This is a genomic window from Streptomyces sp. NPDC039462 (genome assembly GCF_055639375.1).
Genome location: NZ_JBVKAO010000001.1, coordinates 1,134,298 through 1,157,545 on the forward strand (window position 1 = coordinate 1,134,298; position 23,248 = coordinate 1,157,545).

The 23,248-nt window shown below is 71.3% G+C and carries 18 protein-coding genes, 1 tRNA gene and 2 pseudogenes; 7 read left to right on the forward strand and 14 right to left on the reverse strand.

Features of this window, described 5'->3' with window-relative positions; translation table 11 throughout:
• Positions 1-78: 78 nt before the first annotated feature.
• A pseudogene (locus tag ACZ7LU_RS04825) lies at positions 79-437 on the reverse strand (acetate--CoA ligase family protein); the annotation flags it as partial.
• A 297-nt stretch (positions 438-734) separates the two neighbouring features.
• Positions 735-1,484 (reverse strand): SDR family NAD(P)-dependent oxidoreductase, encoded by a 750-nt coding sequence (locus tag ACZ7LU_RS04830; RefSeq protein WP_471915703.1) that lies wholly within the window; start codon positions 1,482-1,484, stop codon positions 735-737.
• A gap of 128 nt (positions 1,485-1,612) precedes the next feature.
• On the opposite strand from ACZ7LU_RS04830, the gene ACZ7LU_RS04835 reads away from it, so the two are divergent.
• Positions 1,613-2,047: an Rrf2 family transcriptional regulator gene (locus tag ACZ7LU_RS04835; RefSeq protein WP_471111435.1), complete on the forward strand. Its 435-nt coding sequence runs from the start codon at positions 1,613-1,615 to the stop codon at positions 2,045-2,047.
• A 394-nt stretch (positions 2,048-2,441) separates the two neighbouring features.
• On the opposite strand, the gene ACZ7LU_RS04840 is transcribed toward ACZ7LU_RS04835, so the two are convergent.
• Positions 2,442-2,930 (reverse strand): hypothetical protein, encoded by a 489-nt coding sequence (locus ACZ7LU_RS04840; RefSeq protein WP_471915704.1) that lies wholly within the window; start codon positions 2,928-2,930, stop codon positions 2,442-2,444.
• Between the two features lie 284 nt (positions 2,931-3,214).
• Between ACZ7LU_RS04840 and ACZ7LU_RS04845 the strand changes: the two genes are divergently transcribed.
• Positions 3,215-4,231 carry an ArsR/SmtB family transcription factor gene (locus tag ACZ7LU_RS04845; protein WP_471915705.1) on the forward strand — a complete coding sequence of 339 codons (1,017 nt, stop codon included), beginning with the start codon at positions 3,215-3,217 and terminating at the stop codon, positions 4,229-4,231.
• 90 nt (positions 4,232-4,321) lie between these two features.
• On the opposite strand, the gene ACZ7LU_RS04850 is transcribed toward ACZ7LU_RS04845, so the two are convergent.
• Positions 4,322-5,665, reverse strand: a complete 1,344-nt coding sequence (locus tag ACZ7LU_RS04850; RefSeq protein ID WP_471915706.1) for a DUF2254 domain-containing protein — start codon at positions 5,663-5,665, stop codon at positions 4,322-4,324.
• Between the two features lie 139 nt (positions 5,666-5,804).
• Between ACZ7LU_RS04850 and ACZ7LU_RS04855 the strand changes: the two genes are divergently transcribed.
• Positions 5,805-5,889, forward strand: a tRNA-Leu gene (locus ACZ7LU_RS04855).
• Between the two features lie 99 nt (positions 5,890-5,988).
• Here ACZ7LU_RS04855 and ACZ7LU_RS04860 read toward each other — a convergent pair.
• The 3 genes and pseudogenes from ACZ7LU_RS04860 to ACZ7LU_RS04870 form a co-directional block, all read right to left on the reverse strand.
• Positions 5,989-7,077 carry a lytic polysaccharide monooxygenase gene (locus tag ACZ7LU_RS04860; RefSeq protein ID WP_471915707.1) on the reverse strand — a complete coding sequence of 363 codons (1,089 nt, stop codon included), beginning with the start codon at positions 7,075-7,077 and terminating at the stop codon, positions 5,989-5,991.
• 10 nt (positions 7,078-7,087) lie between these two features.
• A complete protein-coding gene (locus ACZ7LU_RS04865) occupies positions 7,088-8,539 on the reverse strand; it encodes a glycoside hydrolase family 6 protein (RefSeq protein WP_471915708.1) in 1,452 nt (483 codons plus the stop codon).
• A gap of 91 nt (positions 8,540-8,630) precedes the next feature.
• A pseudogene (locus ACZ7LU_RS04870) lies at positions 8,631-9,413 on the reverse strand (GH12 family glycosyl hydrolase domain-containing protein); the annotation flags it as partial.
• A gap of 819 nt (positions 9,414-10,232) precedes the next feature.
• On the opposite strand from ACZ7LU_RS04870, the gene ACZ7LU_RS04875 reads away from it, so the two are divergent.
• On the forward strand, positions 10,233-10,904 hold the full coding sequence (locus ACZ7LU_RS04875; RefSeq protein WP_468086177.1) for a lytic polysaccharide monooxygenase auxiliary activity family 9 protein: 672 nt from the start codon (positions 10,233-10,235) through the stop codon (positions 10,902-10,904).
• A gap of 129 nt (positions 10,905-11,033) precedes the next feature.
• Positions 11,034-12,644, forward strand: a complete 1,611-nt coding sequence (locus tag ACZ7LU_RS04880) for a PQQ-dependent sugar dehydrogenase (RefSeq protein WP_471915709.1) — start codon at positions 11,034-11,036, stop codon at positions 12,642-12,644.
• Between the two features lie 14 nt (positions 12,645-12,658).
• Here the strand turns inward: ACZ7LU_RS04880 and ACZ7LU_RS04885 are convergent, their stop codons facing one another.
• The 7 genes from ACZ7LU_RS04885 to ACZ7LU_RS04915 form a co-directional block, all read right to left on the reverse strand.
• On the reverse strand, positions 12,659-13,333 hold the full coding sequence (locus tag ACZ7LU_RS04885) for a GntR family transcriptional regulator (RefSeq protein ID WP_471915710.1): 675 nt from the start codon (positions 13,331-13,333) through the stop codon (positions 12,659-12,661).
• Positions 13,334-13,451: 118 nt separating this feature from the next.
• Positions 13,452-14,456, reverse strand: coding sequence for a proline racemase family protein (locus tag ACZ7LU_RS04890; RefSeq protein ID WP_468712492.1), 1,005 nt, complete (start codon positions 14,454-14,456; stop codon positions 13,452-13,454).
• A gap of 55 nt (positions 14,457-14,511) precedes the next feature.
• The gene (locus ACZ7LU_RS04895) at positions 14,512-15,420 is read right to left on the reverse strand and encodes a dihydrodipicolinate synthase family protein (protein WP_471915711.1); all 909 of its coding nucleotides are present in this window, start codon (positions 15,418-15,420) and stop codon (positions 14,512-14,514) included.
• Positions 15,417-16,976 (reverse strand): FAD/NAD(P)-dependent oxidoreductase, encoded by a 1,560-nt coding sequence (locus ACZ7LU_RS04900; protein ID WP_471915712.1) that lies wholly within the window; start codon positions 16,974-16,976, stop codon positions 15,417-15,419. Before ACZ7LU_RS04900 ends, ACZ7LU_RS04895 begins: the two co-directional genes overlap by 4 nt.
• Positions 16,957-17,280 carry a (2Fe-2S)-binding protein gene (locus tag ACZ7LU_RS04905; RefSeq protein ID WP_470982302.1) on the reverse strand — a complete coding sequence of 108 codons (324 nt, stop codon included), beginning with the start codon at positions 17,278-17,280 and terminating at the stop codon, positions 16,957-16,959. The genes ACZ7LU_RS04900 and ACZ7LU_RS04905 overlap by 20 nt, the downstream gene beginning before the upstream one ends.
• Entirely contained in the window at positions 17,270-18,490 is a 1,221-nt protein-coding gene (locus ACZ7LU_RS04910) for an NAD(P)/FAD-dependent oxidoreductase (RefSeq protein WP_470982300.1), read from the reverse strand. The genes ACZ7LU_RS04905 and ACZ7LU_RS04910 overlap by 11 nt, the downstream gene beginning before the upstream one ends.
• Positions 18,491-18,579: 89 nt before the next feature.
• Positions 18,580-19,368: an AraC family transcriptional regulator gene (locus ACZ7LU_RS04915; RefSeq protein ID WP_471915713.1), complete on the reverse strand. Its 789-nt coding sequence runs from the start codon at positions 19,366-19,368 to the stop codon at positions 18,580-18,582.
• A 183-nt stretch (positions 19,369-19,551) separates the two neighbouring features.
• Here ACZ7LU_RS04915 and ACZ7LU_RS04920 point away from each other — a divergent pair, with 183 nt between their 5' ends.
• Positions 19,552-20,709 carry an MFS transporter gene (locus ACZ7LU_RS04920; RefSeq protein WP_471916479.1) on the forward strand — a complete coding sequence of 386 codons (1,158 nt, stop codon included), beginning with the start codon at positions 19,552-19,554 and terminating at the stop codon, positions 20,707-20,709.
• 176 nt (positions 20,710-20,885) lie between these two features.
• The gene (locus tag ACZ7LU_RS04925; RefSeq protein ID WP_471915714.1) at positions 20,886-23,228 is read left to right on the forward strand and encodes a collagenase; all 2,343 of its coding nucleotides are present in this window, start codon (positions 20,886-20,888) and stop codon (positions 23,226-23,228) included.
• Positions 23,229-23,248: the final 20 nt, after the last annotated feature.

Sequence of the window (23,248 nt, forward strand, 5' to 3'; positions counted from 1 at the left end):
GCATGCCTACATGGAGGGGCCCTCTCGTCCGACTGCGGGAGGGCCCCCTCCATGCGTGGTCACGTCACGACATCTCCTCACCGAGGGGCCGGCGGGAAGCAGCTCCTGCACCTGGACGCCGTCGATACGGGCGCCGGGCGCGTACGCGCGGGCGTTCTCGACGACCTGGTGGAAAGCCGCCCGCACCTCGACGGCGCCCTCGACACCGACCACCACGCCACCCGCCTCCGTCTTGTGCAGGATGTCGGGGGGAGAGAGACGATCTTCAGGACGACGGGCCCGTCGAAGCGTGCGGCGTGCGCCACGGCCTCGTCGACGTCGGACGCGAACTCTTCGGCCGATACGGCGATTCCGTAGGCGTCCGCGATCACCTTGCTCTCGGGGGCGGTCAGCGACGTACGCCCTTCGGTGCGCACCGCGTCGAGCTGCTCGAGCACCCACTCGGCGTCGCCCTCGAGCCAGCCGGAGAGGTCCTGTCCGGTGAGCTTCCCGATGTCTGCGCGTGCGGCCCACAGGGTGAGCAGGAGCACGGCGATGCGCACCTCCGGCTCGGGGTGCGGGGCGTTGGCGGCGTCATAGGCCAACACGGTCCCGGCGCTCACGGCCTGAGTGTGAGTACGCCACGGAAGGCGGCAGCTCCATCGCAAACGCCGACGCATGAGAGCCGCTCCTGACTCGCAATGTCCAGGTTCAGCAAGAGGGAGTTGCCCGGAGCGCGGGGCAGGGGTTCGGGTTCAGGCGTTGTAGCCGCCGTGGGCGTCCAGCACCGCGCCCGTGATGTATGACGCGGCGGGGCTCGCCAGGAAGGCGATCGCCGCGGCGATTTCGTCGGGGTGCCCCATGCGTTGCAGGGACAGCGAGCTGACCAGGGCCTTGAGGGTGTCGGGGTTCGGCGGTTGCATGCCGCCCTCCATCAGCCCGGCCTCCACGACGTTGGCCGTGATGTTCCGGGGCCCGAGGTCGCGTGCGACGCCCATGGTGTACCTCTCGATGCCGGACTTGGTCGCCGAGTAGTCGGCAAGGCCGGGGGCGCCGACCCGGGAGCCCAGTCCGGAACTCACCGTGATGATGCGGCCGCCCGTGCGCAGCACTCGGGAGGCGGCCCGGATGACGGCGATCACGCCGAGGTAGTTGGTGGCGTGCATCCGGTCCAGGGCGGCGGTGTCGGCGTCCGGGTCGTCCACCGTGCCAGCCACGGAGATGGCCGCGTTGTTGACGAGGATGTCCAAGCCGCCGAAGTGCGCGACCACGTCGTCGATCAGTGCCGGCGCCCGGCTCGTGTCCGCCTGGTCGGACTGGAAGGCGACGGCCTTGGCTCCCTTGCCGTGCACCTCGTCGACGACGGCCTGCGCCTGCTTCTCGGAGCTGACGTAGGTGAAGGCGACGTCGGCGCCCTGCTCGGCCAGCAGTCGTACGGTCGCGGCTCCCAGTCCCCGCGACCCCCCGGTGACCAGGGCGACCTTGCCCGTGAGTGGCTTGCTCATTCTTCTCACCTCGTTGATTGGCACTTCCCGGCAGTCGCAACGTTAATTGTTACGACTGACTGTTGCAACCTTCACTGTTACGACTGCGTTGTCGTAACATAAAGCGTTGCGGCCGAGAGGAGGGGCACATGAGTGCCAACAGCAGGCTGACCATCGCCGCCCATGCGCTGGCCTGGATCGGTCTCTATCAGCGCCAGGGCCATGAGGTCGCCACCTCCGAGCAGATCGCGACCAGCGCGAACACCAACCCCGTGGTGATCAGGCGGCTGCTCGGCGAGCTGCGCAAGGCCGGGCTCGTGGAGTCCCGGCGGGGCGTGGGCGCGGGCTGGTCGCTGGCGCGCGAGCTGGAGGCGATGACCCTGCTCGACGTGTACGAGGCAGTGGAACCCGGCCCGCTGTTCGCGATGCACCGCACCACTCCGGACCAGGGATGCGTGGTGGGCCACGGCATTCAGCCGGCTATGCAGGGCATCTATGAGGGCATCGAGGAGACCCTGAGAGGCGAGCTGGCCCGCGTCACGCTCGAGGACGTCCTTCGGGACGTACTCGCGGCACCTCGCTAGCCTCCCCGTTACGCCCTCGTGCAACCTGATGGCCAGGGCTGGAGCGTCCCCGAGCCTGCGGGGGCGCGGCCGCCGTGCCCGGCAGCTGGCCGGCTACCACGTTGACGCGCGCCCCGAGCAACGGCACTGGCGAGCACGGCAGCCCGCGCTGTAAGGGCTGGAGTCGCCGTGGTGGCGTGGGTGCCCTGAGTGGCTTCGCGCAGCGGGAGCACCCAGTACTCGACCCATTTTCGCGGAGGTGGTGGACGCCGACGTTCTCCTTGTTGCGATGGCCTTCGACACGCTGGATGAACGGCTTCAGCGGACTGCGGTCCGGGGACGACCAAGGGGTGCCTGCCCGGGCACCGTGAGCGGTGCTTCGGTGTCCCGAGCGGCCCCGTGGGGGGTGAGGTGGTCAGCAGTTGCGGACCGAGTACACCTGGTCCCAGTTGTACGCGTGTTGCCTGGCGTCCGGCGTGAACGAGTGCAGCACATTTCCGCTCTGGCCGTAGAAGTACGACCGTACGCCGCCGGTCTGGTTGTCGAAGTAACTGCCGTTGCCCTGCCAGTAGAACACGTTGTACAGGTTGCACGCCGACAGGTTGAACTGGCGCCACTTACTGGTGACGGGGTTCCACACGGCCGCGCAGAGAACACCCCGCGAACAGGGGGCGACCGAGCCCGGGCTGTATTCCATGTACCCGGCGGCCGGGGCGGTCGACGGGGCGGTGGCCCGTAAGGCGGGCCCCTGCGAGGCGGCGGGCGCGGCAGGAAGCCGGTGCCACTGGACCGCCGCGGTGTCCTTCGCCGGGGGCGACGCCTGGGCGGTGCCCCCGGTGAGGACACCTCCGGCGATCAGCGCCGGCACCGCGATCACGGACAGCAGCAGTCGTTTGATACGCATCGGACGAATCTCCTCGGATCTCCGTGAGAGGACGGACTGTGCGCGACTATGCCGAGACGTCCGCCCGGGGCGCACCCCTTTCAACTCCCTCTGAAACACCACCCCCACGGTTCGCGGGCGGAGCGGCATGCCCTCGTGGGCAGAGCGAGAGCGGAAACCGCCCGCGGGCAAAGCGGTACGCGAACCAAGGTGATGAATCTCGCGCGGCAGGGAAGGAAGCGTGGCAAGGCCCCCTGCTCCGACTGACCATCGGGGCGACGGGGAAGGGCTTCAGGGGGAACGACATGCTGCGTATCCGCATGACCGCCGCCGACCTCGGACGCGTCCGGCTGGCCCGCGCACCCGCGCTGATGTGGGAGACCGCCCTCAGCGTGCACTGGCTGGAACGCCGTCCACAGGGGCTGGCGGGCGCGCAGTGGCTCGGTGCCGTGGCGGCCCGTCCCGCGCCTGGGACCGGACTCCTGCGGCACCTCATCCCACCGCGCGGCTACTTCCCGGACTTCCTCACTCCGTACGGCACTTCACCCGACTTCTCCGAGGCACTGGAACCGGTGCTGTGCACCTCGGCCATGCGACTGCGCGAAGACCTTGCCCTCCTGCCCTTACGCACCCGCTCCGCCCCGTATGTCCGCGCCCTCACCACGGGCGACGCGACAGCCGTACGCCGCCTGGAACAGGCCCTGCGCCACCACCACGACATAGCCGTCGCCCCGTTCCGCGCGGCTGTTCACGAAAGCGTCGCCCGCGAACACGCCCGCGCGAGCGACCTGATGGTGAACGGCGGCACGGAAACCCTGCTGGCCGACCTCTCACCGCTGTTGCGCTGGCGCGCACCGACCCTGGACGTCACCTACCCGACGGACCGCGAACTGCGCCTGGAGGGGCGGGGTCTGCTCCTCGTACCGTCCTACTTCTGCCACGGTCTCCCGATCACCCTGGTATGCCAGGACACCACTCCAGTCCTGGTCTACCCGGTCGCCGTCCGCATCCCTGCGGCCACACCCGCCCACGACCGGTCGGACCACCTCACCGGACTTCTGGGCCACAGCCGCGCCGCCGTCCTCGAAGCCGCCGCGCAGGGCGGCAACACCAGCCAGCTCGCCGAGCTCGCCGACATCCTCGTCTCCTCCGCCAGCCAACACCTCACCGTCCTGCGCAGAGCGGGCCTCATCACCAGCCAGCGTCGGGCGAACGCGGTCGTCCACCGTGTCACCTCCCTCGGGGCCGACCTCCTGGCGGGCCGCCCGGCGCAGCAATCGGCGAGGGCGCAGCAATCGGCCAGGGCTCAGCACTTGGCATAGATGAGTACGTGTCCCTGCTGCACATCCGCGCCAGTGCTCCGCCCTGCTGGCCGCGGGGGGGGGGGAGAGAGAGATCCGGTCCTGCCCGGTTCACCCAATGCCCTGCCGGTCCGGCCGCAGGGCGAACGCACGGTCCGCCGCCTCCGGCACCGAGCGCTCCACGGCCTGTGCGAGGAGCTCCCGGTGCCGCAGCAGTGGTGCGCGCCGCTCCTCGGGGACGAGCAGCAGCAGATCGTCGAGCCCGGCCAGCATGCGCCGGGTCACCTGGGGGTTGCCGACCGCGTTCCCCCTGATCTCCGCGAACCCGAGGTCGACGAGGGCGGTCCAGTCCGGTACCGACTGGACCAGCCGTAGCACCCCGCGGCGGTCGCGGTGCCCGAGCGCGCCGAGCGGGTGCGGGGCGATCGACGCGAGGAACTGCACGATGCGGTCCAGGGCCTGCACGGCGGTCGTCGGATCGTTCACCGCGGGCGACAGGGCCCGCAGCGCGATGTCGGACAGCTGCCGCAGACCGAAACCGAGATCCTGGTGGAAGGTCCGCTCCACCCCCACGGACACGGTGTAGGCGAGCGCCCGCCGCGAGGGCGCCGCGCCGCCGTGCACCGTGAACACGGGCGTCCCTGGCACGACGAAGTCCCCGATCCGAGGGATCAGCCGCAGCACGACCCCTTGTCGTCGGGCCGCCCGCACGGCCCGCGCGATGTTCACGTCCCGCAGCACGCCCGCCCTGCCGTGATGCGTGACCCGGGCGGTCTCGGGCCCGAGCCGCTCCGTGTCCACCGGAAGCTCCGTGGGCTGCTTCACGGCGACCCGGAACGACTCGCGGGCGATCCGGTCGATGACGAAACCGATGCGCATCATCCGTACCGTCCCGTTCACATACGCCACGAACAGCAGCAGGCTCAGCAGCACCATCACCATCGCCAGCACCGACTCCACCAGCGGCACGCTCGTCAGGAGGCGGGGGTCCCGCTCGCTGTCGAAGGAGGTGAGGGTCAGGAGGGAGAAGAGGAACGTCGCGAGGAACACGGTCAGCGTGATCTTGGTGATGCGGGACCGGACGTACAGCCGCACCACCCGCGGGCTGAACTGCCCGCTGGCCATCTGCACGGCCACGAGCGAGATGCTGAAGACGACACCGATGAACGTCATCATGGCGCTGCCGATGGTGCTGATCACCGCCTTGGCGTCGTCGGCGATCCCCATCAGCTCCTTGATCGCGTCGTAGTCACCCCCGTCCCGCAACGACGCGACGATCTCCATGTCCAGCTCCGACGCGGCCCACCACAGGAACATGGCGCCCACGAGCCCCGCGGTCGGCGCGAACCACATGGTGTCCCGCAGGTGCTCACGCAAGGGAGAGAGCATCCGGGGGCGGCGGGCCTGCACGTCGCCGAGCCCGCCGGTGCCCCCGGTAATCGATCCGTCACTCATGGTGAGACTCTAGGCGGGGTGGTGCGCGTCACCGTGCATACCGCGGTCGGCGGACGGATACGCAGGTGAAAGGCACTCCGAAACCTTGGTATTGTTGTCCATGTCGCCGCGGGGAACACCCCAGGGCGGCAGACACCTGGTCCGGGTGGCGGAATGGCAGACGCGCTAGCTTGAGGTGCTAGTGCCCTTTATCGGGCGTGGGGGTTCAAGTCCCCCCTCGGACACAAATGGATCAATCGAATCCCCACGGTTCTTCACGAACCGTGGGGATTCGTCGTTTCCGTAAGGGTTTCCGTGAGGTTCCGCGGGGGCGAGGCGGGACGCTACGGATTCACGCAGGTGATCGAGCCGGTCGGCAGGTTGTTGCCGGTCGAGGTGGCGGTGAAGCCGAACGTCACGGTGCCGTCCGGTGGGATGGTGCGGTTGTGGTCGACGTTCTTGACCGTGACCGTGCCGTCGGAGCCCGGGCTGAGCGTGCCGTTCCAGACCTGGTCGATCTTGGTGCCGGCGCCCGGCTGCCAGCGCACGGCCCATCCGTTGCGCGCGGTGGTGTTGTGGTTCATCACCTCGACGGAACCCTGGAAGCCGCCGTCCCAGGAGTTCGTCACCTTGTACAGGGCCATGCACCCGGTGTGCGGATCGCTCGGGGTCGGCGTCGGTGTGGGTGTCGGGGTGGGGGAGGGGCCTCCCGCGCCGTCGCGGATGCCGGTCACCTCGCCGTTGCCTCCGTCGAAGACGATGTCGGAGCAGGAGAAGAAGTTCTCCTGGCTGTCCGACCGCACCCACTGGATGAACATCATCGCGTCACCGGAGCGGCCCGAGGGCAGCTTCAGATCCCAGTAGTAGTGACCGGACTCGCTTCCCACGGAACCGGACTGCGGCGGGTCGGTGACGGTCTGGACGAGTTCCAGGTCGCCCCAGCCCAGCGGCTTCGTGGGCGAGTAGCCGGGCTTGGAGATGTACACGCGGAAGTCGCCCGGGTGCGCCGCCCAGTTGCTGTGCTTGATCTTGATCGTCGCTCCGGAGGTGAGGTGTGTCCGGGGCCAGTCGGCGCGGGCGGCGTTGTAGCCGGTGAAGTTGTACGGGGAGCGGTCGCCGGCGCTGCACAGCTTGCCGTCCGGGACGTAGCCGGGACCGCGCCCGCCCGCGTTGGAGTCGAGCACGGCGAACCAGTTGTACAGCGCGTTCGCGCCGCTCTCCGCGAGCGCCGCCTTGCACGCCGGGTTCGTCGGGTCGAGCGTGCCGGTGCTGGTCTTGGCGTCCAGGTAGCAGAGGTACGTCCGCGATCCGGGCGTCATCGTCACGCCGTGCGCCTGCGCGCTGTTCTGGCCGACCAGGACCAGACCGAGCCCGCTGAGCAGGGTGGCCAGCACCGCCAGTAAGGACAGTGGTCGTCTCTTGCTTCGAGTCATCGTCCGTCTCCTAGGGGCCGTCGGTGGGTACGGCGGGGTGGGCGTTGCGTACGAGCATGGAGAACTGATCGTGGAACCAGTGCCCGGCCAGCGGCGCGTCGGGCATGGCGCCGGTCGGGTTGCCGCCCGCGCCGGGCGCTGTGTGGTCCGGGTCGCACATCGGGTCCGGACGCTTGCCCTCGTCGTTCGGGATGTCCTTGCTCGCCCCGTCCGATTCCCCCGGCGGCTTGACCCACAGGAACGCGTCGAGGTGCGAGTCCGGGGAGTCGGCGGGCACGGCCTGCGGGAGCCGGCCGAGCCCCGCGCCGTCGACGTTGCACCACAGGCCGCGGTGGGCGCGGCGGTCCACCTTGGACTGGCTGACGTAGGTGTCGAGTACGGTGCTCGTCCCCTCGGCGGTCGGGCGGGCGCTGCCGCCCCAGCCGTTGCGGGAGGTGTCGACGGCCATCCCGGTGGAAGCGGGCCAGCCCTTGGCGACCAGCGCGGTGTGCAGGGCCTTGGTGAAGTCCGACTCGTCGAAGTTCGGGTTCCACCCGTAGAACGTGCCCGACTTGATCATGTTGCCGCCGACCGTCTTGTCCGGGTCGGGGAGGAACGGCTCGGTGAGGGGCGTGTAGTTGGAGACGTTCGTGATCAGACCGTCCACGCTGCGCAGACCGGCCTTCGTGCCTTTGACGACGTCCGTGTACAGCTCGGCGGTCTGGGCGAGGTTGGTCTCCCAGCCGAGCCAGCCGGAGTGGCCGGCGTCCATGTACGTGTACACGTTCCGGATGGCGTGCAGCTTGTTCAGGGCGTACCGGGTGGCGGCCACCTGGATGCCGCTGCTCTTGGCCCGGGCGCACTCCGGGTCCGAGAGGTTGGTGACCAGGTTCGGCAGGCCGTCCGGCTCGATGACCGCGGTGATGCGGATGTCCCGGTACTTGGGTCTGGCGAAGACCTTGGCGATCTCGTCGATGTACTCGGCCTTGTAGCGCGCCAAACCCTTGTAGGTGAGCGGGAGTTCACCGTTGGAGGCGAGGGCGGCGCAGTCGCGGCCCGGCAGGTCGTACACCACGAACGAGGCGACGAGCGGCCGGCCCGGCTTCTTCTGCGCGAGCGCCAGGTCGAGGTGGTCGGCGAGGCTCTTGCGGCCTCCGTTGGCGTCGCCGCCGTGGATGGCGGCGATCCGGTCCAGCCAGACGGCCGTCGGAGCGTTCTTGACCTGCTCCATCTTGGACTTGAGCGCCGCGTCGGTGGTCTTGCCGATGGACCCTTCGACGAGGCGGGCATAGTCCGGGTTGACGTAGAACGACGCGTCGGCGAACGGGTTGTCGACGTGCGGCTCCGCCGCCGACGCCGGGGGCGCGGCCACCTGGACCGCCGCTCCCAGCAGCAGGGTGCTCAAGGCAGCGGCCAGGACGGCCGATCGCTTGCGGTGGGGTCTGCGGGGCCGGGTGATCGTACGTCTGGTCGGGTCGGGCATGTGCGCTCCTGGATGGGGATGGGGTGTGGGTGGAGGGGCAACTCCTCTTCGGCGCCGGGGTCGGCGGAGTCACCGGGTCCGCGCGGGGTCAGCCGCCGATGTTCACGGCGGAGGAGAAGGAGTTCACCGACAGCCCGGCGCCGTTCTGCCACGGCTCGAAGCCGGCCTGCACGCTTGTCAGGTACCAGTTGCGCTGCGCCATGCCCCGGGCGACTGCCTGGTCGACGAAGTCCATGACGTCGAAGCTCCAGCTCGTGATCGTCGACGGGGCGACGAAAGAGATCACGTCGTTGGCGCCGTTGCTGCCGGTCCAGACCTCCCAGGTGCGCCCGCCGACAGAGGCGGTGCCGACCCGGGAGCCGATGGGCTGGATCGGGCCGACCCGGTTGAACCAGATCATGATCTCGGTCCGGTTGACGCCGTCGGTGCGAGGCGTCGGGTCCAGCCAGATGTCGTACGAGGCGTTGAACACGGCGCCCGACACATAGCCGTACGAGATGCTGCTGGGCGCGCTGGAGACCGTGCTGAGCTGCGCGGGGAGCCTGGTCCCCGGCGAACAGACGGTGTAGTGGCAGCCGTTGAAGATCGACGGGTACGACTTGGGGGCGCCGTTGGTGGGCACCGAACCGTCGGCCCGGGCGATCCGGAAGCCGGTGCCGGTGGCGGTGACGCACTGGGTGGCGCTGGTGCCCCAGCGGTTGTTCTGGACGACGTAGCGTCCCTGGATCACGGTGGTTCCGAAGGGTTCGCAGATCGTGGTGTCGGCCTGGGCCGGGGTGCCGGCCACGAGGAGCGCCGCCACCGTGGTGAGAGCGGTGAACAACGCGCCCGACAGGGCACGTACGGTGCGGAGGCGATGCGGTGATGCGCGCATGAGGGAGCCTCTCTCCGAGGGGGCATCTTTCCGACTGCGGGAGCGTTTCCGTCTTCCGGGAGGTGGGAGCGCTCCCACCCGCTCACAGCCGGACTGTAAGAGTCCGGCGAGGCCATGACAACCCTGTAGGCGCCGATCCGTCGAACGAAATCCGTGTCCCCGTACAGGCGCCCAGGCGCCCAGGCGCCCAGGCACCCAGGCGCCCGGCGGAAAACGTAACCCTGCCCGCAGCGAGCGAAAGTGGCCATCCGGCGGGCGGGCCCGGCCGTCGGCCTCCCGGCGGGGCCGCGGGAGGACTTCGCGGGCGCGATCCGACACCCTGAGCCGACGGCCGACCGACCCGAGTGAGCAGGTACGACGCCACAGAGCGCGCCGGGCGCCCGGACGCGCCGACCGGTTCTCGCGGCACGCGCCTGGCCCGGAGCGCACTCGCGCCCGCCTGGGGGGGATGGTGCTGCACGCGGAACCGGCGCCCATCAACCGGTGCGAGCACTGTGCCGCGCGGTGCGGGGAGGGGACCGCGACAGCCGGTGAACCGACCCCTGACCCCGGCTCTTGCAGCACGCACGCCGCGTGCCGTACGCCCGGCGTTCGGGCGGAACGACCGCCGCCGGACGAGCCACCGGGCCGCCCCCCGGCTCCCTCTGCTAGCCGCGTCAACTACCGCGCGCATGTGGCGCATTCGCCTGTTGTCGCCGTGTTACCACGCCCGCAAATTGTTTCGCGGGAGCGCTCCCACGCGCCACCCCGCACGTCACCACCCCATACGTCACCCCCCCACGTCTCATCCGACGCACCCCCACAGGAAGCAGGAGCCCGATGGATCGTCATTTTCATCTCCCCGGTACGAGACGCGGCCTGACGCTCGCCTTCAGCGCCCTGGTCGCACTGCTGCTCAGCCTGGTCCCCTGGAGCGGGACCGCGGTGGCACACGGTTCCGTCGTCGACCCGGCGACGCGCAACTACGGCTGCTGGCAGCGCTGGGGCAGCGATCACCTCAACCCGGCGATGGCCCAGCAGGACCCCATGTGCTGGCAGGCGTGGCGGGCCGACCCCAACGCCATGTGGAACTGGAACGGCCTGTACCGCAACGGCTCCGGCGGCAACTTCCGGGCGGTTGTCCCGGACGGCCAGCTGTGCAGCGGCGGCCGGACCGAGGGCGGACGCTACAACGCGCTGGACACCCCCGGCGCGTGGCGGACCACCGCCCTCGCCGACGACTTCACCGTCAAGCTGTACGACCAGGCCAGCCACGGCGCGGACTACTTCGAGGTCTATGTCAGCAGGCAGGGCTACGACCCCGTCACCCAGCCCCTGCGCTGGAGCGACCTCGAACTGGTCGCCCGCACCGGCAAGTACGGGCCGAGCCAGAACTACTCGATCCCCGTGAGCACCTCCGGCTACAGCGGCCGCCACGTGGTGTACACGATCTGGCAGGCGTCGCACATGGACCAGACGTACTTCCTGTGCAGTGACGTCGACTTCGGCTGACGCACCGGCCGAGTACCGTCCCGCCGGGCAGTGCCACGCCCGGCGGGAAGCGTCCGGCTCGGCCGGCTGCCCCCTCCCTTCCCCCCCCGGGTGCACCACCCGCCCAGCGCCTCGCCCCCTGGAGCCGACATGCCCCGAAGCCGCCGGACCGGCCCCGCCCGCCCCGCCTGCCCCGCCCGCCCCGTCCCCCTCTTCTTTTCCCTCTCCTTCCCCCTCTGCCTTCCCCTCGTCCTCCTCGCCCTCCTCCTGAGCACCCTCGTCACCCCGCCGTCCGCCGCCGCGACCCCGCGCGCCACGGCGTCCGGCGCGCCTTCGACCGGAAGGGCTCCGGACGTCCCTCTGACCTCGCTGCACGCCACCACCACGCAGGTCGCCTCCGGACTGAGACGGCCCACCGCCCTCGCCGCCCCCGACGACGGCACCGGACGGCTCTTCGTCACCGAGAAGTCCGGCACCGTCCGCGTCTACCACCCCGACACCGGCCTGGCCCCCACCCCCCTCCTCGACATCAAGTCCTCCGTGGACGAGTCGGGCAACGAACGCGGCCTGCTGGGCATCGCCGTCCCGCCCGACTTCGCCACCAGCCGGCAGCTGTACCTCGCGTACACGGCCCTGCCCGACGGCGCGGTCACCCTCGCCCGCTACCGGCTCGACGGCGCCCGGCTGGAGCCCCTGCTCTCCCAGGAGCACGCCGAGTACAGCAACCACAACGGCGGCCAGCTCGCCTTCGGCCCCGACGGGCACCTCTACTGGAGCATCGGCGACGGCGGCGGTTCGGCGGACCCCCTGCGCGCAGGGCAGCGGCTGGACACACTGCTCGGCAAGATCCTGCGCGTCGACGTGAACCGCACGTGCGGAGAGCGCGCCTACTGCGTCCCCGACGACAACCCCTTCGTCGACGTCCCCGGCGCCCGCCCGGAGATCTGGCTCTACGGGCTGCGCAACCCGTGGCGGTTCTCCTTCGACCGGGCCGACGGCTCGCTGTGGATCGGCGACGTCGGCCAGGGCCGCTGGGAGGAGATCGACCACATCGCCCCGGGCCGCGGCGGGCTCAACCTCGGCTGGTCCTGCTACGAAGGGTTGGAACGGTTCGAGGGCGGCGACTGCACCCCGGGTGAGCGGTACACCGAGCCGGTGTTCACGTACTCGCCGTACACGGGCGGGTGTTCGGTCATCGGCGGCCACGTCTACCGCGGCAAGAAGTACGCCGACCTGGCCGACGGCACGTATCTCGCCACCGACTACTGCTCCTCGACCGTCTGGGCGCTGCGCCCCGACGGCAGCGGCGGCTACGAGCAGGCGGAGATCGGCGAGCTGCCCACCCAGGTCACGTCGATCGGCGCCACCGTCGACGGGGAGCTCTACATGGTCAACGACCTGCCCGGCGGCCTGCACCGCCTCTCGCTCGCACGGGAGGAACCCACCTGCCGCGTGGACCGGACCGTGCAGAGCTGGGGGACGGGCACGAAGGTCGACCTCACCATCACCAACACGGGCGCCACCCCCGTGAACGGCTGGCGGCTGGAGTTCCCCCTCGCCCTCGGCCAGACCGTCGTCTCCGACTGGGGCACCGACCTGACCCAGGGAAGCAACACCGTCACGGCCGCCAACGCCCCGTACAACGCCGACATCCCACCGGGCGGGCGCGTCACTCTCGGCTATCTCGCCGACCACACCGGAGACAGCTCACCACCGCCGCGCTTCCTGCTCAACGGGGACGCCTGCGCCGTGGGGCGGTGACCTTCAACCACACCTCACGGCCGATCGGCGTTCTCGGCCCACAGCGACCGCACGTGGCCGAGATGCCGGGCCATGCACTTCTCCGCGGCCTCGGCGTCACCCGACAGCATCAGGTCGAGGAGTTCGATGTGCTCCTCGGCCGACGGGGTCAGCTGGTCGCGTTCGTCGAGGGTCGTCAGGCCGTAGAGGCGTGAGCGCTTGCGGAGGTCGCCGACCGTTTCGACCAGCCGGTCGTTGCCCGAGAGGGCGAGGAGCGAGAGGTGGAAGCGGCGGTCGGCCTCCAGATAGCCGATGAGGTCGTGGTCGCGGGCGGCCCGCACGATCTCCTCGGCGACCGGGCGCAGCACCTCCAGGTCCTCGCGGGCCGCGGTGCGGGTGATCCGGCCGATCATGGGGACCTCGATCAGGCCGCGGATCTCCGTGTACTGGTCGAGGTCGCGCTCGTTGACCTCGGTGACCCGGAAGCCCTTGTTGCGGACCGGCTCGACCAGGCCCTCCCTGGCCAGGTCGAGCATCGCCTCGCGCACCGGCGTCGCCGAGATGCCGAAGTCCTCGGCGAGGCCGGGCGCGGAGTAGATCTCGCCGGGGCGCAGTTCGCCGGAGATCAGGGCGGCGCGCAGGGCGTGGCCGACCTGGTCGCGCAGCCGCTCCCTGGCGGTGATGAGGTTCTTCTGCTTCAGGTGCCCCATGGTGTCCCCTCCGGTGGTCCCCGCGCCCGCGCGGATCACCAAAGTACAATGTCACGTGGCAAGTTGGGGTCCCGAGAGATGCCGGGGAGGGCTCAGGCAGGCGGGGCTCAGGCAGGACTCAGAGCAGGAAGCCCGCCGGGAAAGGGTCGTCCGGGTCGAGGAAGTACTGGGCGGTGCCGGTGATCCAGGCCCGCCCGGTGATCCGGGGGACGACCGCGGGCAGGCCCGCCACCTCCGTCTCCGCCACCAGCCGCCCGGTGAACTCCGTGCCGATGAAGGACTCGTTGACGAAGTCGCGGTCCAGCGGCAGCTCGCCGCGGGCGTGCAGTTGTGCCATGCGCGCGGACGTGCCCGTCCCGCACGGCGAGCGGTCGAACCAGCCCGGGTGGATCGCCATGGCATGCCGCGAGCGGCGCGCGTCCGAGCCGGGCGCGGCCAGATAGACGTGCTTCACCCCGGCGATCTCCGGCTGCTCGGGGTGGGCCGGGCGGTCCGGCGACGCGTTGATGGCGTCCATGACGGCGAGGCCCGCCGCCAGCAGGTCGTCCTTGCGCGAGCGGTCGAACGGCAGGCCCAGCGCGTCGAGGTGGACGAACGCGTAGAAGTTGCCGCCGTAGGCCATGTCGTACGTCACCGTGCCGTGCCCCGGCACCTCGACCTTGCGGTCCAGGGCGACACAGAACGCCGGAACGTTGGTGAGCGTCGCCGACGTGGCCGCGCCGTCGCTCACCCGTACGTCCACGGAGACGAGGCCCGCCGGGGTGTCGAGGCGCACCGTCGTGACCGGCTCGGTGACCCGGACCATGCCGGTCTCCACCAGGACCGTGGCCACGCCGATGGTGCCGTGGCCGCACATGGGGAGGAGCCCGGACACCTCGACGTAGAGGACTCCGTAGTCGGCGTCCGGGCGGGTCGGGGGCTGGAGGATCGCGCCGCTCATCGCGGAGTGGCCGCGCGGCTCGTACATCAGGAGGGTGCGGAGGTGGTCCAGGTGCTCGATGAAGTGGAGCCTTCGGTCGGCCATGGTGGCGCCGGGGAGCACTCCCACGCCGCCGGTGATCACGCGCGTGGGCATCCCTTCGGTGTGCGAGTCGACGGCGTGGAAGACGTGACGGGTGCGCATGGGTCCCTTCCGGTTCTCATGGCGGAGCGGGTGCGGGCAGGGGGAGGGGAAGGGGTCAGCGGTGGCCTGCTGCCATCGCCTTCTCCGTGGCCGACCGCACCAGCGCCTCCGTGGCGCCGGACAGCGGCGAGCGTGGCGGGCGGGTCGGGCCGCCGCGACGGCCCACGATGTCCATCGAGAGCTTGATGGCCTGCACGAACTCCGTCTTGGAGTCCTGGCGCAGGAGCGGGTGCAGCGACCGGTAGAGGGGCAGTGCCGTGTCCAGGTCCCCGGCGCAGGCGGCGTCGTAGAGCTCCACGCAGGTGGCGGGGAAGGCGTTCGGGTAGCCGGCGATCCAGCCGACCGCGCCCGCGAGCGCGAGTTCGAGCAGGACGTCGTCGGCGCCGATCAGCAGGTCGAGCTCCGGGGCGACTTCGGCGATCTCGTACGCCCTGCGGACGTCCCCGGTGAACTCCTTCACCGCCACGACGGTGCCGTCGCCGTGCAGCGCGGCCAGCAGGTCCGGGGTCAGGTCGACCCTGGTGTCGAACGGATTGTTGTACGCGACCACGGGCAGGCCCGCCTCGGCGACCTCGGCGTAGTGGGCGCGTACGGCGGGCTCGTCGGCGCGGTAGGTGTTCGGCGGGAGGAGGAGCACGGAGCCGCAGCCCGCCTCCGCGGCCTGGTCGGCCCAGCGGCGGGACTCGGCACTGCCGTAGGCGGCGACGCCGGGCATGACGCGGGCCCCGTCGCCGGCGGCCGCCACGGCGGTACGGACGACGCGGGCGCGCTCGTCGTCGGTGAGGGTCTGGTACTCGCCGAGGGAGCCGTTGGGGACGACGCCGTCGCAGCCGTTGCCGATGAGGTGGCTGACGTGCTCGGCGTAGGCGTCGTAGTCGATGGAGAGGTCCTCGCGCAGGGGGAGCGCGGTGGCGACCATGATGCCGCGCCAGGGGCGGTCGGCGGTCCAGGCGGTGGTGGTCATGAGGGCTGTCCTTCGCTCGGGTGGGGAGGGGAGGCGGACGAGTCGGGGTCCTCCGGGAGGGCCGCGAGGACGCCGAGCGGCACGGGCGTCGCGAGCAGGCGGCGGTCGGGGGATGTGGGAAGGGCCGGTGGGTGGTGAGGGCGGTGAGGGTGGGGTGCCGGGGAAGGCGGCGGTGGTGACGATGTGAGGCAGGTCGTCGTCCAGCCGCACATGCGGCCCTGGCACCAGCCCATGCCCGCCCGCGTCAGGAGCTTCACGGTGCGTGCGTCACGGGCGCCGTACTCCGTGACGGCCTCGCGGATCCGGCCCGCCGGGACCTCCTCGCAGCGGCACACGTCCGTGTCGTCGGAGAGCCACCCGGTCCAGCCGGGGCCCGGCGCGTGCGCTGCGGCCATGACGTCGGCGAAGGCGTTCGCGCGGTCGCGGCGACGGCGCAGGGCGCGCAGACGTGAGGTCGGCGCGGGACGGCGTCCGGTGAGCCGGGCCGTGATGGCCAGAGCGGCCAACTCGCCCTCGGCAAGGGCGGCTTGTGCGCCGCCGATTCCCGATGTCTCGCCCGCCGACCACAGGCCGCGCAGTGACGTCTCCTGAAGCGGGGACAGCCGCAGGGCGTGCGTGCCGTCGGTGGTGCGGCGGGTCGCGCAGCCCAGGGCGGTCGCCAGGTCAATCTGGGGGACCAGGCCGTGACCGACGGCCAGCGCGTCGCAGGCGATGCGGCGGCCCGTGCCCGGCACCGGCCGCCAGTCGCGGTCGAGGCGGGAGACGGTCACCGCCTCGAGCCGGTCCGTGCCGTGCGCCTCGGTCACCGCGTGGCGGGTGCGCAGGCGCACCTTGTGGCGGAGAAGACTCGTGCCGTGGAGCGCGGCTTCCGCCAACTTGTGAGGCTGGGCGGCGAGTACGGCCGGGTGGCGGGCGTAGCCGAGGTATCCGGAGGCCTCGATCAGTTCGGGTACCTCCGCCCCGGCCGCGGTGAGCGACGCGGCCACCGCGAGCAGCAGGGGGCCGCTGCCCGCGACGACCACGCGCCGGCCGGGCAGGGCAACGCCCGACTTGAGCATGGCCTGGGCGCCGCCCGCGCCCACCACGCCGGGCAAGGTCCAGCCGGGGAAGGGGAGATGGCGTTCGTACGAGCCGGTCGCGAGCAGGAGCGCGCGGGACCGGACGACCACTGGAAGCTGCTCCGCGTCACCCGCCCCGTCCTCCCCGCCCGTGAGGGCGTGGACCGTCCAGTGGTCCTCGGCCTCACGCGTGACCGTCCAGACGTGATGGCCGAAGAGGCGGGTGGCGTCACTCGCCGCCAGGCGGTCGCGCAGGTCGGCGAAGGTGGACCAGTCGTGATGCAGGGCTTGGGGGCGTGCGGCGCGGGTGGCCGCCGGAGGATGTCGGTAGAACTGGCCGCCCGGCTGGGGCGCCGAGTCCAACAGGACGACGGACAGGCCGTGTTCCGCTGCCGTCACCGCGCCGGCGAGGCCCGCGGGCCCGGCGCCCAGCACCGCGAGGTCGTGCAGGGGCGGGCCTTTCGGCGCCGCGGTGGCCTCAGCTGTCGAGTCCGGCATGACCGTTCCCTTCCTGGGTGGTGACCGTGTCGCCGGGGCGTGCGGTGACCAGGCACGCTCGTCTGTTGGGCCGGCCGTTGACGGTCGCGAGGCAGTCGTGGCACTGGCCGATGCCGCAGAACGCCCCGCGCGGCCGGCCGTCGACGCGCGTGGTCCGCCAGGAGAGGATCCCCGCGGTCCAGAGCGCGGCGGCAATGGACTGGCCGGGGAGTGCGGCGAGTTGAAGGCCGTCGAAGGTGATCGTGAAGGCGGTTCCAGGGGGAACTCCGACGAGTTCGGCCGGGTTCCGGTCGTCATACGTCATGTGGGTGTCCCCTCTCGGCGGCCTTGGACAGGATCTCTGCTGAGCCCTCGCGCGCGAAGCGTGCCGGGGCGAACGGACGGGCCGACACGGGGAGTTCAGCCCCCACCAGCATCGCCGCGATCAGCGCCCCGGTCGCCGGAGCCAGGCCGATGCCCGCGCCCTCATGGCCGCACGCGTGCAGCAGGCCGGGAACGCGTGGGTCCGGGCCGATCGCCGGGAGATGGTCCGGAAGGTAGGGGCGGAACCCCGCGTACGTCCGGATCGCCCGCACCGCGGCGAGGGCGGGGAACAGGCCGACCGCCTGCGCCGCGAGTCGCCGCAGGACCTCCACCGACAGCGTCCGGTCGAAACCCACCCGCTCCCGGCTCGCCCCGATCAGCACCGGACCCGCCGGAGTGCCCTCCACCACGGCGGAGGTCTGCAGCGCCGCCGAACCGCTGGCGACATCGGCGACGTACTCCGCGGAGTACACCTTGTGGCGCACCACGCGCGGCAGCGGTTCGGTGACGAGGACGAAGCCGCGGCGAGGGAGCACCGGCAGTTCCACGCCCGCCAGGCGGGCCAGTTCACCGCCCCACGTGCCGCCGGCGTTGAGCACGTGCGGCGCCCGCACCTCCCCTCGCTGTGTCCGTACGCCCCGCACCTCACCCTTCGTGCCGGTCAGGACCGCGGTGACCTCCTCGCCGAGCCGCAGGGTGAGGCGTCCGGCGTCGGTCGCCGCTCGCAGCAGGTGCGCGGCGGCGAGGGCGGGCTGCACCTGGGCGTCCTGCGGGTAGTGGAAGCCACCCGCGAGGCCGGGCGCGAGGTGCGGTTCGAAGTCGGCGAGGCGGTCGGCGGGGACCTCGGCCGCCTCGACGCCCGCCTGTGTCTGCGCGGCGGCGAAGTCCCGCAGTGCGGCGAGCCCCGGCCCGGTCGAGGCGACGACCAGGCCGCCTTTCGCCTCGTACTCGACGCGCGAGGGAAGTTCGGCTGCGAGTTCTCGCCACAACTGGGCGGAGAACAGAGCCAGTTCGAGCTCGGGGCCCGGCTCCTTGTCCGAGACGAGGAGGTTGCCCTCGCCCGCTCCGGTGGTGCCGCCCGCGACGGGGCCGCGGTCGATGACGGTGACGTCGAGTCCGGCACGGGCGGCGTAGTAGGCGCACGCGGCGCCGACGACGCCCGCCCCCACGATGATGAGGTCCGGCTGTCCGGACGGGTGTCTCGTGAGCACGGCAGTAATATTTCACATGGCACTGGTGCTGCCAAGGGTGCGACACAACAAGGGAGTTGACCGCATTGGCCGGAAGGGAGGGCGGGGAGTCAGTCGCGGCGCTGATGCGCGCCGGGCGTGTATCCGTAGGCGCGGCGGAATACGTCGATGAACGCGCTGGTGGACGACCAGCCGCAGCGGTGCGCGACCGTGGTGACCGGCATGCCGTCGGCCAGCATGCGCAGCGCGTGATAGAGACGCAGTTGGGTGCGCCACTGGGGAAACGTCATCCCGAGCTCCCGGCGGAAGAGCCTGCTCAGGGTGCGTTCGCCCGCCCCCGCCGCAGCGGCGAGAGCGGCCAGGCCGCGCGGGTCGGCGGGGTCGCCGTGCAGGAGGTCGCAGACGGCGACGAGGCGGGGATCGGTGGGGGTGGGCAGCTGCACGGGCTGCTGCGGTGACGCCCGCAGCTGATCGAGGAGCACGGCGCGCAGCCGGCGGCGCTCCGGGGATTCGTCGTGCGGGGCGCGGGTGCAGGCGAGGATCAGTTCGCGCAGGAGCGGGCTGACGGCGAGGACGGTGGGGGAGTCGAGGTCGAGCGGGTTCGTGCCCGCGGGCAGGCCGAGCAGGTGCAGGGCGAGGTGGCCGTGGGCGCGGTGCGCGTGGACGCATCCCGCGGGCACCCAGATGGCCCGGGTGCCGGGTGCGAACCAGGTGCCCGCGTCGGTGGTGACGGCGACGACGCCGGAGCCCGCGTAGATGATCTGGTGGTCGTCGTGACGGTGCGCGTCGATGCGCTCCCCGGGGGCGAGTTCCCGGGTGACGGTGGGGGCTTGGGGGGTGTGACGGATGGACGGGGAGGTGCCACCGCTGCTTAGAGAGGTATGGCGGATCTTCGGCACAGGTTGGCACTTTATCGGAAGCGGGCCAGCTGGGGGCGTGGCGAGGATGAGGCGGTGTCGACGAACCAGCCCTCAGCCTCGCGTCAGTACGCACGGCCTCCACGCACCCCCCGCGTCAAGGCGTCCCGTCCGCCCCGCCACGTCGTCCGCGGCCGCGCCGACCCTCGCGCCCGCCCCGGCCCCATCCCCCTCCTCTCCCTCGGCCACGCCTGTGTGGACATCTATCAGGGTGCGGTCGCCGCCCTCGTCCCGTTCTTCGTCGCCGAGCGTGCCTATACCTATGCCGCCGCGTCCGGCATCGTGCTCGCGGCCTCGCTGCTCTCCTCCGTGGTGCAGCCGCTGTTCGGAGCGCTCACCGACAAGTGGGCCATGCCGTGGCTGCTGCCGGTGAGCACGCTGGTGGGCGGTGCGGGGGTCGCCCTCGCGGGGGTCGGCGGGAACTACGCGCTGACCCTGCTGGCCGTCGCCGTGTCCGGCATCGGCGTCGCCGCCTACCACCCGGAGGCGGCGCGGGTGGCGCGGCAGGCGAGCCGGGGCAGCCACACGGCCATGAGCTGGTTTTCGCTCGGCGGCAACGTCGGCTTCGCGACCGCGCCCCTGCTGGTCTCGGCCGTGATCGCGACGGGCGGTCTTCGCGCGTCGCCGCTCCTGGTCGTCCCCGCCCTCGCGGGGGCCGTCCTGTGCGTGGCCGCGCTGCGGCGCGTCAGGGCGCGGGAGGCCGCCGCCGAGGGAGCACCCCAGGCCCCGAAGGGTGCACCCGCCCCGGTCGCCGAGGACGACTGGCCGTCCTTCATCAAGCTGTCCGGCGCCGTCGTCTGCCGCTCGATCGTCTTCACCGGGCTGAGCACGTTCATCGCGCTGTACGTGCGAGAGCGCACCGGCGGCGGTGCGGCCGCCGGTACCGTCGCGCTGTTCGTGCTCTACGTCGGCGGCGCGGTCGGCACCGTCGCGGGCGGGCGGCTCGCCGCGCGGTACGGACGCATCCCGGTCGTCCGGTGGTCGTACGCCTCGACGGTTCTCGCGGTGGCGGGCGTCGTCCTCGTCCCCGGACCGCTGCTGTACGTCTTCGTCGTGCTTGTCTCGGCCGGCCTGTACGTGCCGTTCTCCCTGCACATCACGCTCGGCCAGGACTATCTGCCGCGCCGCATGGGCACGGCGAGCGGTGTGACGCTGGGGCTTACCGTGAGCATCGGCGGCCTGGCGAGCCCGCTGATCGGAGCCGTCGCGGACGCCGCCTCCCTGCGGGTGGCCCTCGCGCCGCTGATCGCGCTGCCCGCCCTCGGCTGGCTCCTCCTGCGAACCCTGCGCGAGCCGGGAGCGGAAGCGGCGCCCGACTCGTGAACCGCTAATTCCGTTAGAGCCGGGTGTTCCTGAGGGGTTGTCAGTGCAATTTCACATTACTACGTTACGCATCACATGACGCGGAGGCAGCCTCCAAGGCTTCCAAGTGGGGCTGCCCACGCGCCGGTTCAGCGTGACATCACCTCTTGCCCCCACCTCCCACACAGGAGTCCCCGGTGTCCCAGCCACGTCCAAGAACCCTGCGCAGATCCGTGCTCGCCGGCGCGATAGCGGCGACCCTCTGCGTCTCGGCCGCCCAGTACGGAAACGCGGCCGAACCGTCCCCCGCAAAGCCTGACCCCCGCACCACCACCCTGACCACGTCGTCCGCGCCCGCCGGACCGAGCCCCCTCGACGTGGTCGACCGCCGCGCGAAGGCCCCCGAGCCGAGCGCCTACAAGATCCCCGCGCCCGGCGGGCTCAAGGACGGCCAGGTCCCCGGCGCCCGTACCCCGAAGCCCAAGAAGAAGCAGGTCGCGACGGATGCCGCGGTCGCGCCCTGCACCCTCGACGGCGTCACCGGCCTGTCGCCCGAGCGGTTCACCGACTTCCTCGCCGACCCGGCGGTCACCGCCGACGGCTGTCTGCGCACCCTCGTCTGGACCTGGGACCCACGGCTCGCCCCCGTCATGTCGGACGCGCACGTCCAGGCGGTCTCCGGCCGCGTCACCCGCCTCGCGGCGGCCCACGACGGCAAGAACGGCAGCAACCTCCTGGAGCTGCTCACCTATCTGCACGCCGTCGCCTACCAGGACTTCTCGCACGACGAGATCGATGTCACCGACGCGCCGACCGTGGACGCCATGCGCCGCGCCGTCGCCGCCTTCGGCTCGGCCGCCCGCACCTTCGACGCGACCCGCACCAACGCCGACTCGCTGCGCGAGGCCCTCTACGCAGCCAGCGCACCCGGCCTGCGCCAGCACCAACTCCCGCTCGTCAAACGGGTCCTGGCCACCATGGACGCCAAGCACCCCGACACGGCGAAGGACACCGCCTGGGCCGGATCCGCGCTCGCCGCGCTCTCCCTGAGCTACCTCGGCGTGTACCCCGGCAACAAGGACACCGCCTTCCACGCGGCGGTGAAGGCCGATCCGTCCTACCGCGCCGCCTTCAAGGCCTTCGGCGGACACACCCACCTCAAGGGCACGAACAACGCCTGGGTGGTGCGGGACGCCCTGAGCGAGTACGGCAGGTTCGGCCAAATCGACGGACTCACCGCCGAGATCGTCCCCGGACTCGGCGGCCTGGTGCCCGTCACCGTCCGCAACTTCGGTGAGGGCAGCGCCCCGTGGGCGAAGGTGGCCCTCTGGCTGAACGAGTACGACGCCTGTGCGCCGTACAACGTGTGCAAGGCCGACATCGAGCGCCGCGTCTTCCCGCAGACCTATACGTACGACAAGGGAGGCATGAAGGTCCGCACGGCGCTGGACCGGCGGACCGTCGACCAGCTGTACTACGCGAGCAAGCAGGTCAAGGCGCAGTTCCACCGCGTCGTCGGCACCGACAAGCCGCTCGCGGGCGACCCCAACTCCACGCTGACGACGGTTCTTTACGCCTCACGCGCCGACTACGAGAACTACCACCCGCTGCTCACCGGAATGGACACCAACAACGGCGGCGTCTACATCGAGCGCGGCGCGACCTTCTACACCTACCAGCGGCGCGTCCCGCAGGACTCCACGCTGACGCTGGAGGAGCTCTTCCGCCACGAGTACACGCACTACCTCAACGGCCGCTGGGCGGTGCCGGGCTTCTTCGGCGAGGGACCCTGGTACCAGGGCGACCGGACCACCGCCATGGACGAGGGCACCGCGGAGTTCTTCGACGGCGCCACCCGTGACGACGGCATCAAGGTCCGCAGGTCGCTGGTCCAGGGCATCATCGACGACACGGCGAACGGCGGCCCCAGGATGACCGTCGACCAACTGCTGCACGCCACCTACGAAGGCGACGGCTTCCGCTTCTATGACTACGCCGGCACGTTCTTCGAGTTCCTGTGGACCGAACACCCCGCCCTCATCAAGGAGATGTACGGACACCTGCGGGCCGACGACCCGGCGGCCTTCGACGCCTGGCGCGACCGGCTCGGCAAGGACCGCGGGCTGCAGAGCCGGTACGACGCCTTCCTGGACAAGCAGATCGCGCACGTCGACGACCTCTTCGTGCCCGACACGAAGTACGTGCCGGTCGGCGAGCTCCGCGACACCACCGCCGCCCAGGTCCGCACCTCCATCGCCGCGACGACGGGCATCACGCCCGACTGCCGCTCGAACGGCGCACCGGAACGTCCGCGGTACACCTGCACCGGCAGGATCACCGCGCACCTCGCCGCGGCCGACGACCCCGACGCCGTCTTCAAGGACATGTCGGAGACGGTGGACTACTACCTGCTCGACCGTGCCCTGGCCGGTGACAACAACCTCACCGACATGAACTGCTCGTTCGGCGAGGTGGACATCTGGTCCGACGGGCGCGCGGGCAGCGCGGACTTCAGTTGCGAGGGCCCGTTGAAGAGCTAGCGACCGGGGTCGCTCATGAG

Coding starts and splice junctions, on each gene's coding strand:
- ACZ7LU_RS04830 (WP_471915703.1), bottom strand. CDS start 1,484: ATGAGCAAGCCACTCACGGGCAAGGTCGCCCTGGTCACCGGGGGGTCG.
- ACZ7LU_RS04835 (WP_471111435.1), top strand. CDS start 1,613: ATGAGTGCCAACAGCAGGCTGACCATCGCCGCCCATGCGCTGGCCTGG.
- ACZ7LU_RS04865 (WP_471915708.1), bottom strand. CDS start 8,539: ATGCCCGACCCGACCAGACGTACGATCACCCGGCCCCGCAGACCCCAC.
- ACZ7LU_RS04845 (WP_471915705.1), top strand. CDS start 3,215: ATGCTGCGTATCCGCATGACCGCCGCCGACCTCGGACGCGTCCGGCTG.
- ACZ7LU_RS04885 (WP_471915710.1), bottom strand. CDS start 13,333: ATGGGGCACCTGAAGCAGAAGAACCTCATCACCGCCAGGGAGCGGCTG.
- ACZ7LU_RS04850 (WP_471915706.1), bottom strand. CDS start 5,665: ATGAGTGACGGATCGATTACCGGGGGCACCGGCGGGCTCGGCGACGTG.
- ACZ7LU_RS04880 (WP_471915709.1), top strand. CDS start 11,034: ATGCCCCGAAGCCGCCGGACCGGCCCCGCCCGCCCCGCCTGCCCCGCC.
- ACZ7LU_RS04860 (WP_471915707.1), bottom strand. CDS start 7,077: ATGACTCGAAGCAAGAGACGACCACTGTCCTTACTGGCGGTGCTGGCC.
- ACZ7LU_RS04875 (WP_468086177.1), top strand. CDS start 10,233: ATGGATCGTCATTTTCATCTCCCCGGTACGAGACGCGGCCTGACGCTC.
- ACZ7LU_RS04895 (WP_471915711.1), bottom strand. CDS start 15,420: ATGACCACCACCGCCTGGACCGCCGACCGCCCCTGGCGCGGCATCATG.
- ACZ7LU_RS04900 (WP_471915712.1), bottom strand. CDS start 16,976: ATGCCGGACTCGACAGCTGAGGCCACCGCGGCGCCGAAAGGCCCGCCC.
- ACZ7LU_RS04905 (WP_470982302.1), bottom strand. CDS start 17,280: ATGACGTATGACGACCGGAACCCGGCCGAACTCGTCGGAGTTCCCCCT.
- ACZ7LU_RS04840 (WP_471915704.1), bottom strand. CDS start 2,930: ATGCGTATCAAACGACTGCTGCTGTCCGTGATCGCGGTGCCGGCGCTG.
- ACZ7LU_RS04890 (WP_468712492.1), bottom strand. CDS start 14,456: ATGCGCACCCGTCACGTCTTCCACGCCGTCGACTCGCACACCGAAGGG.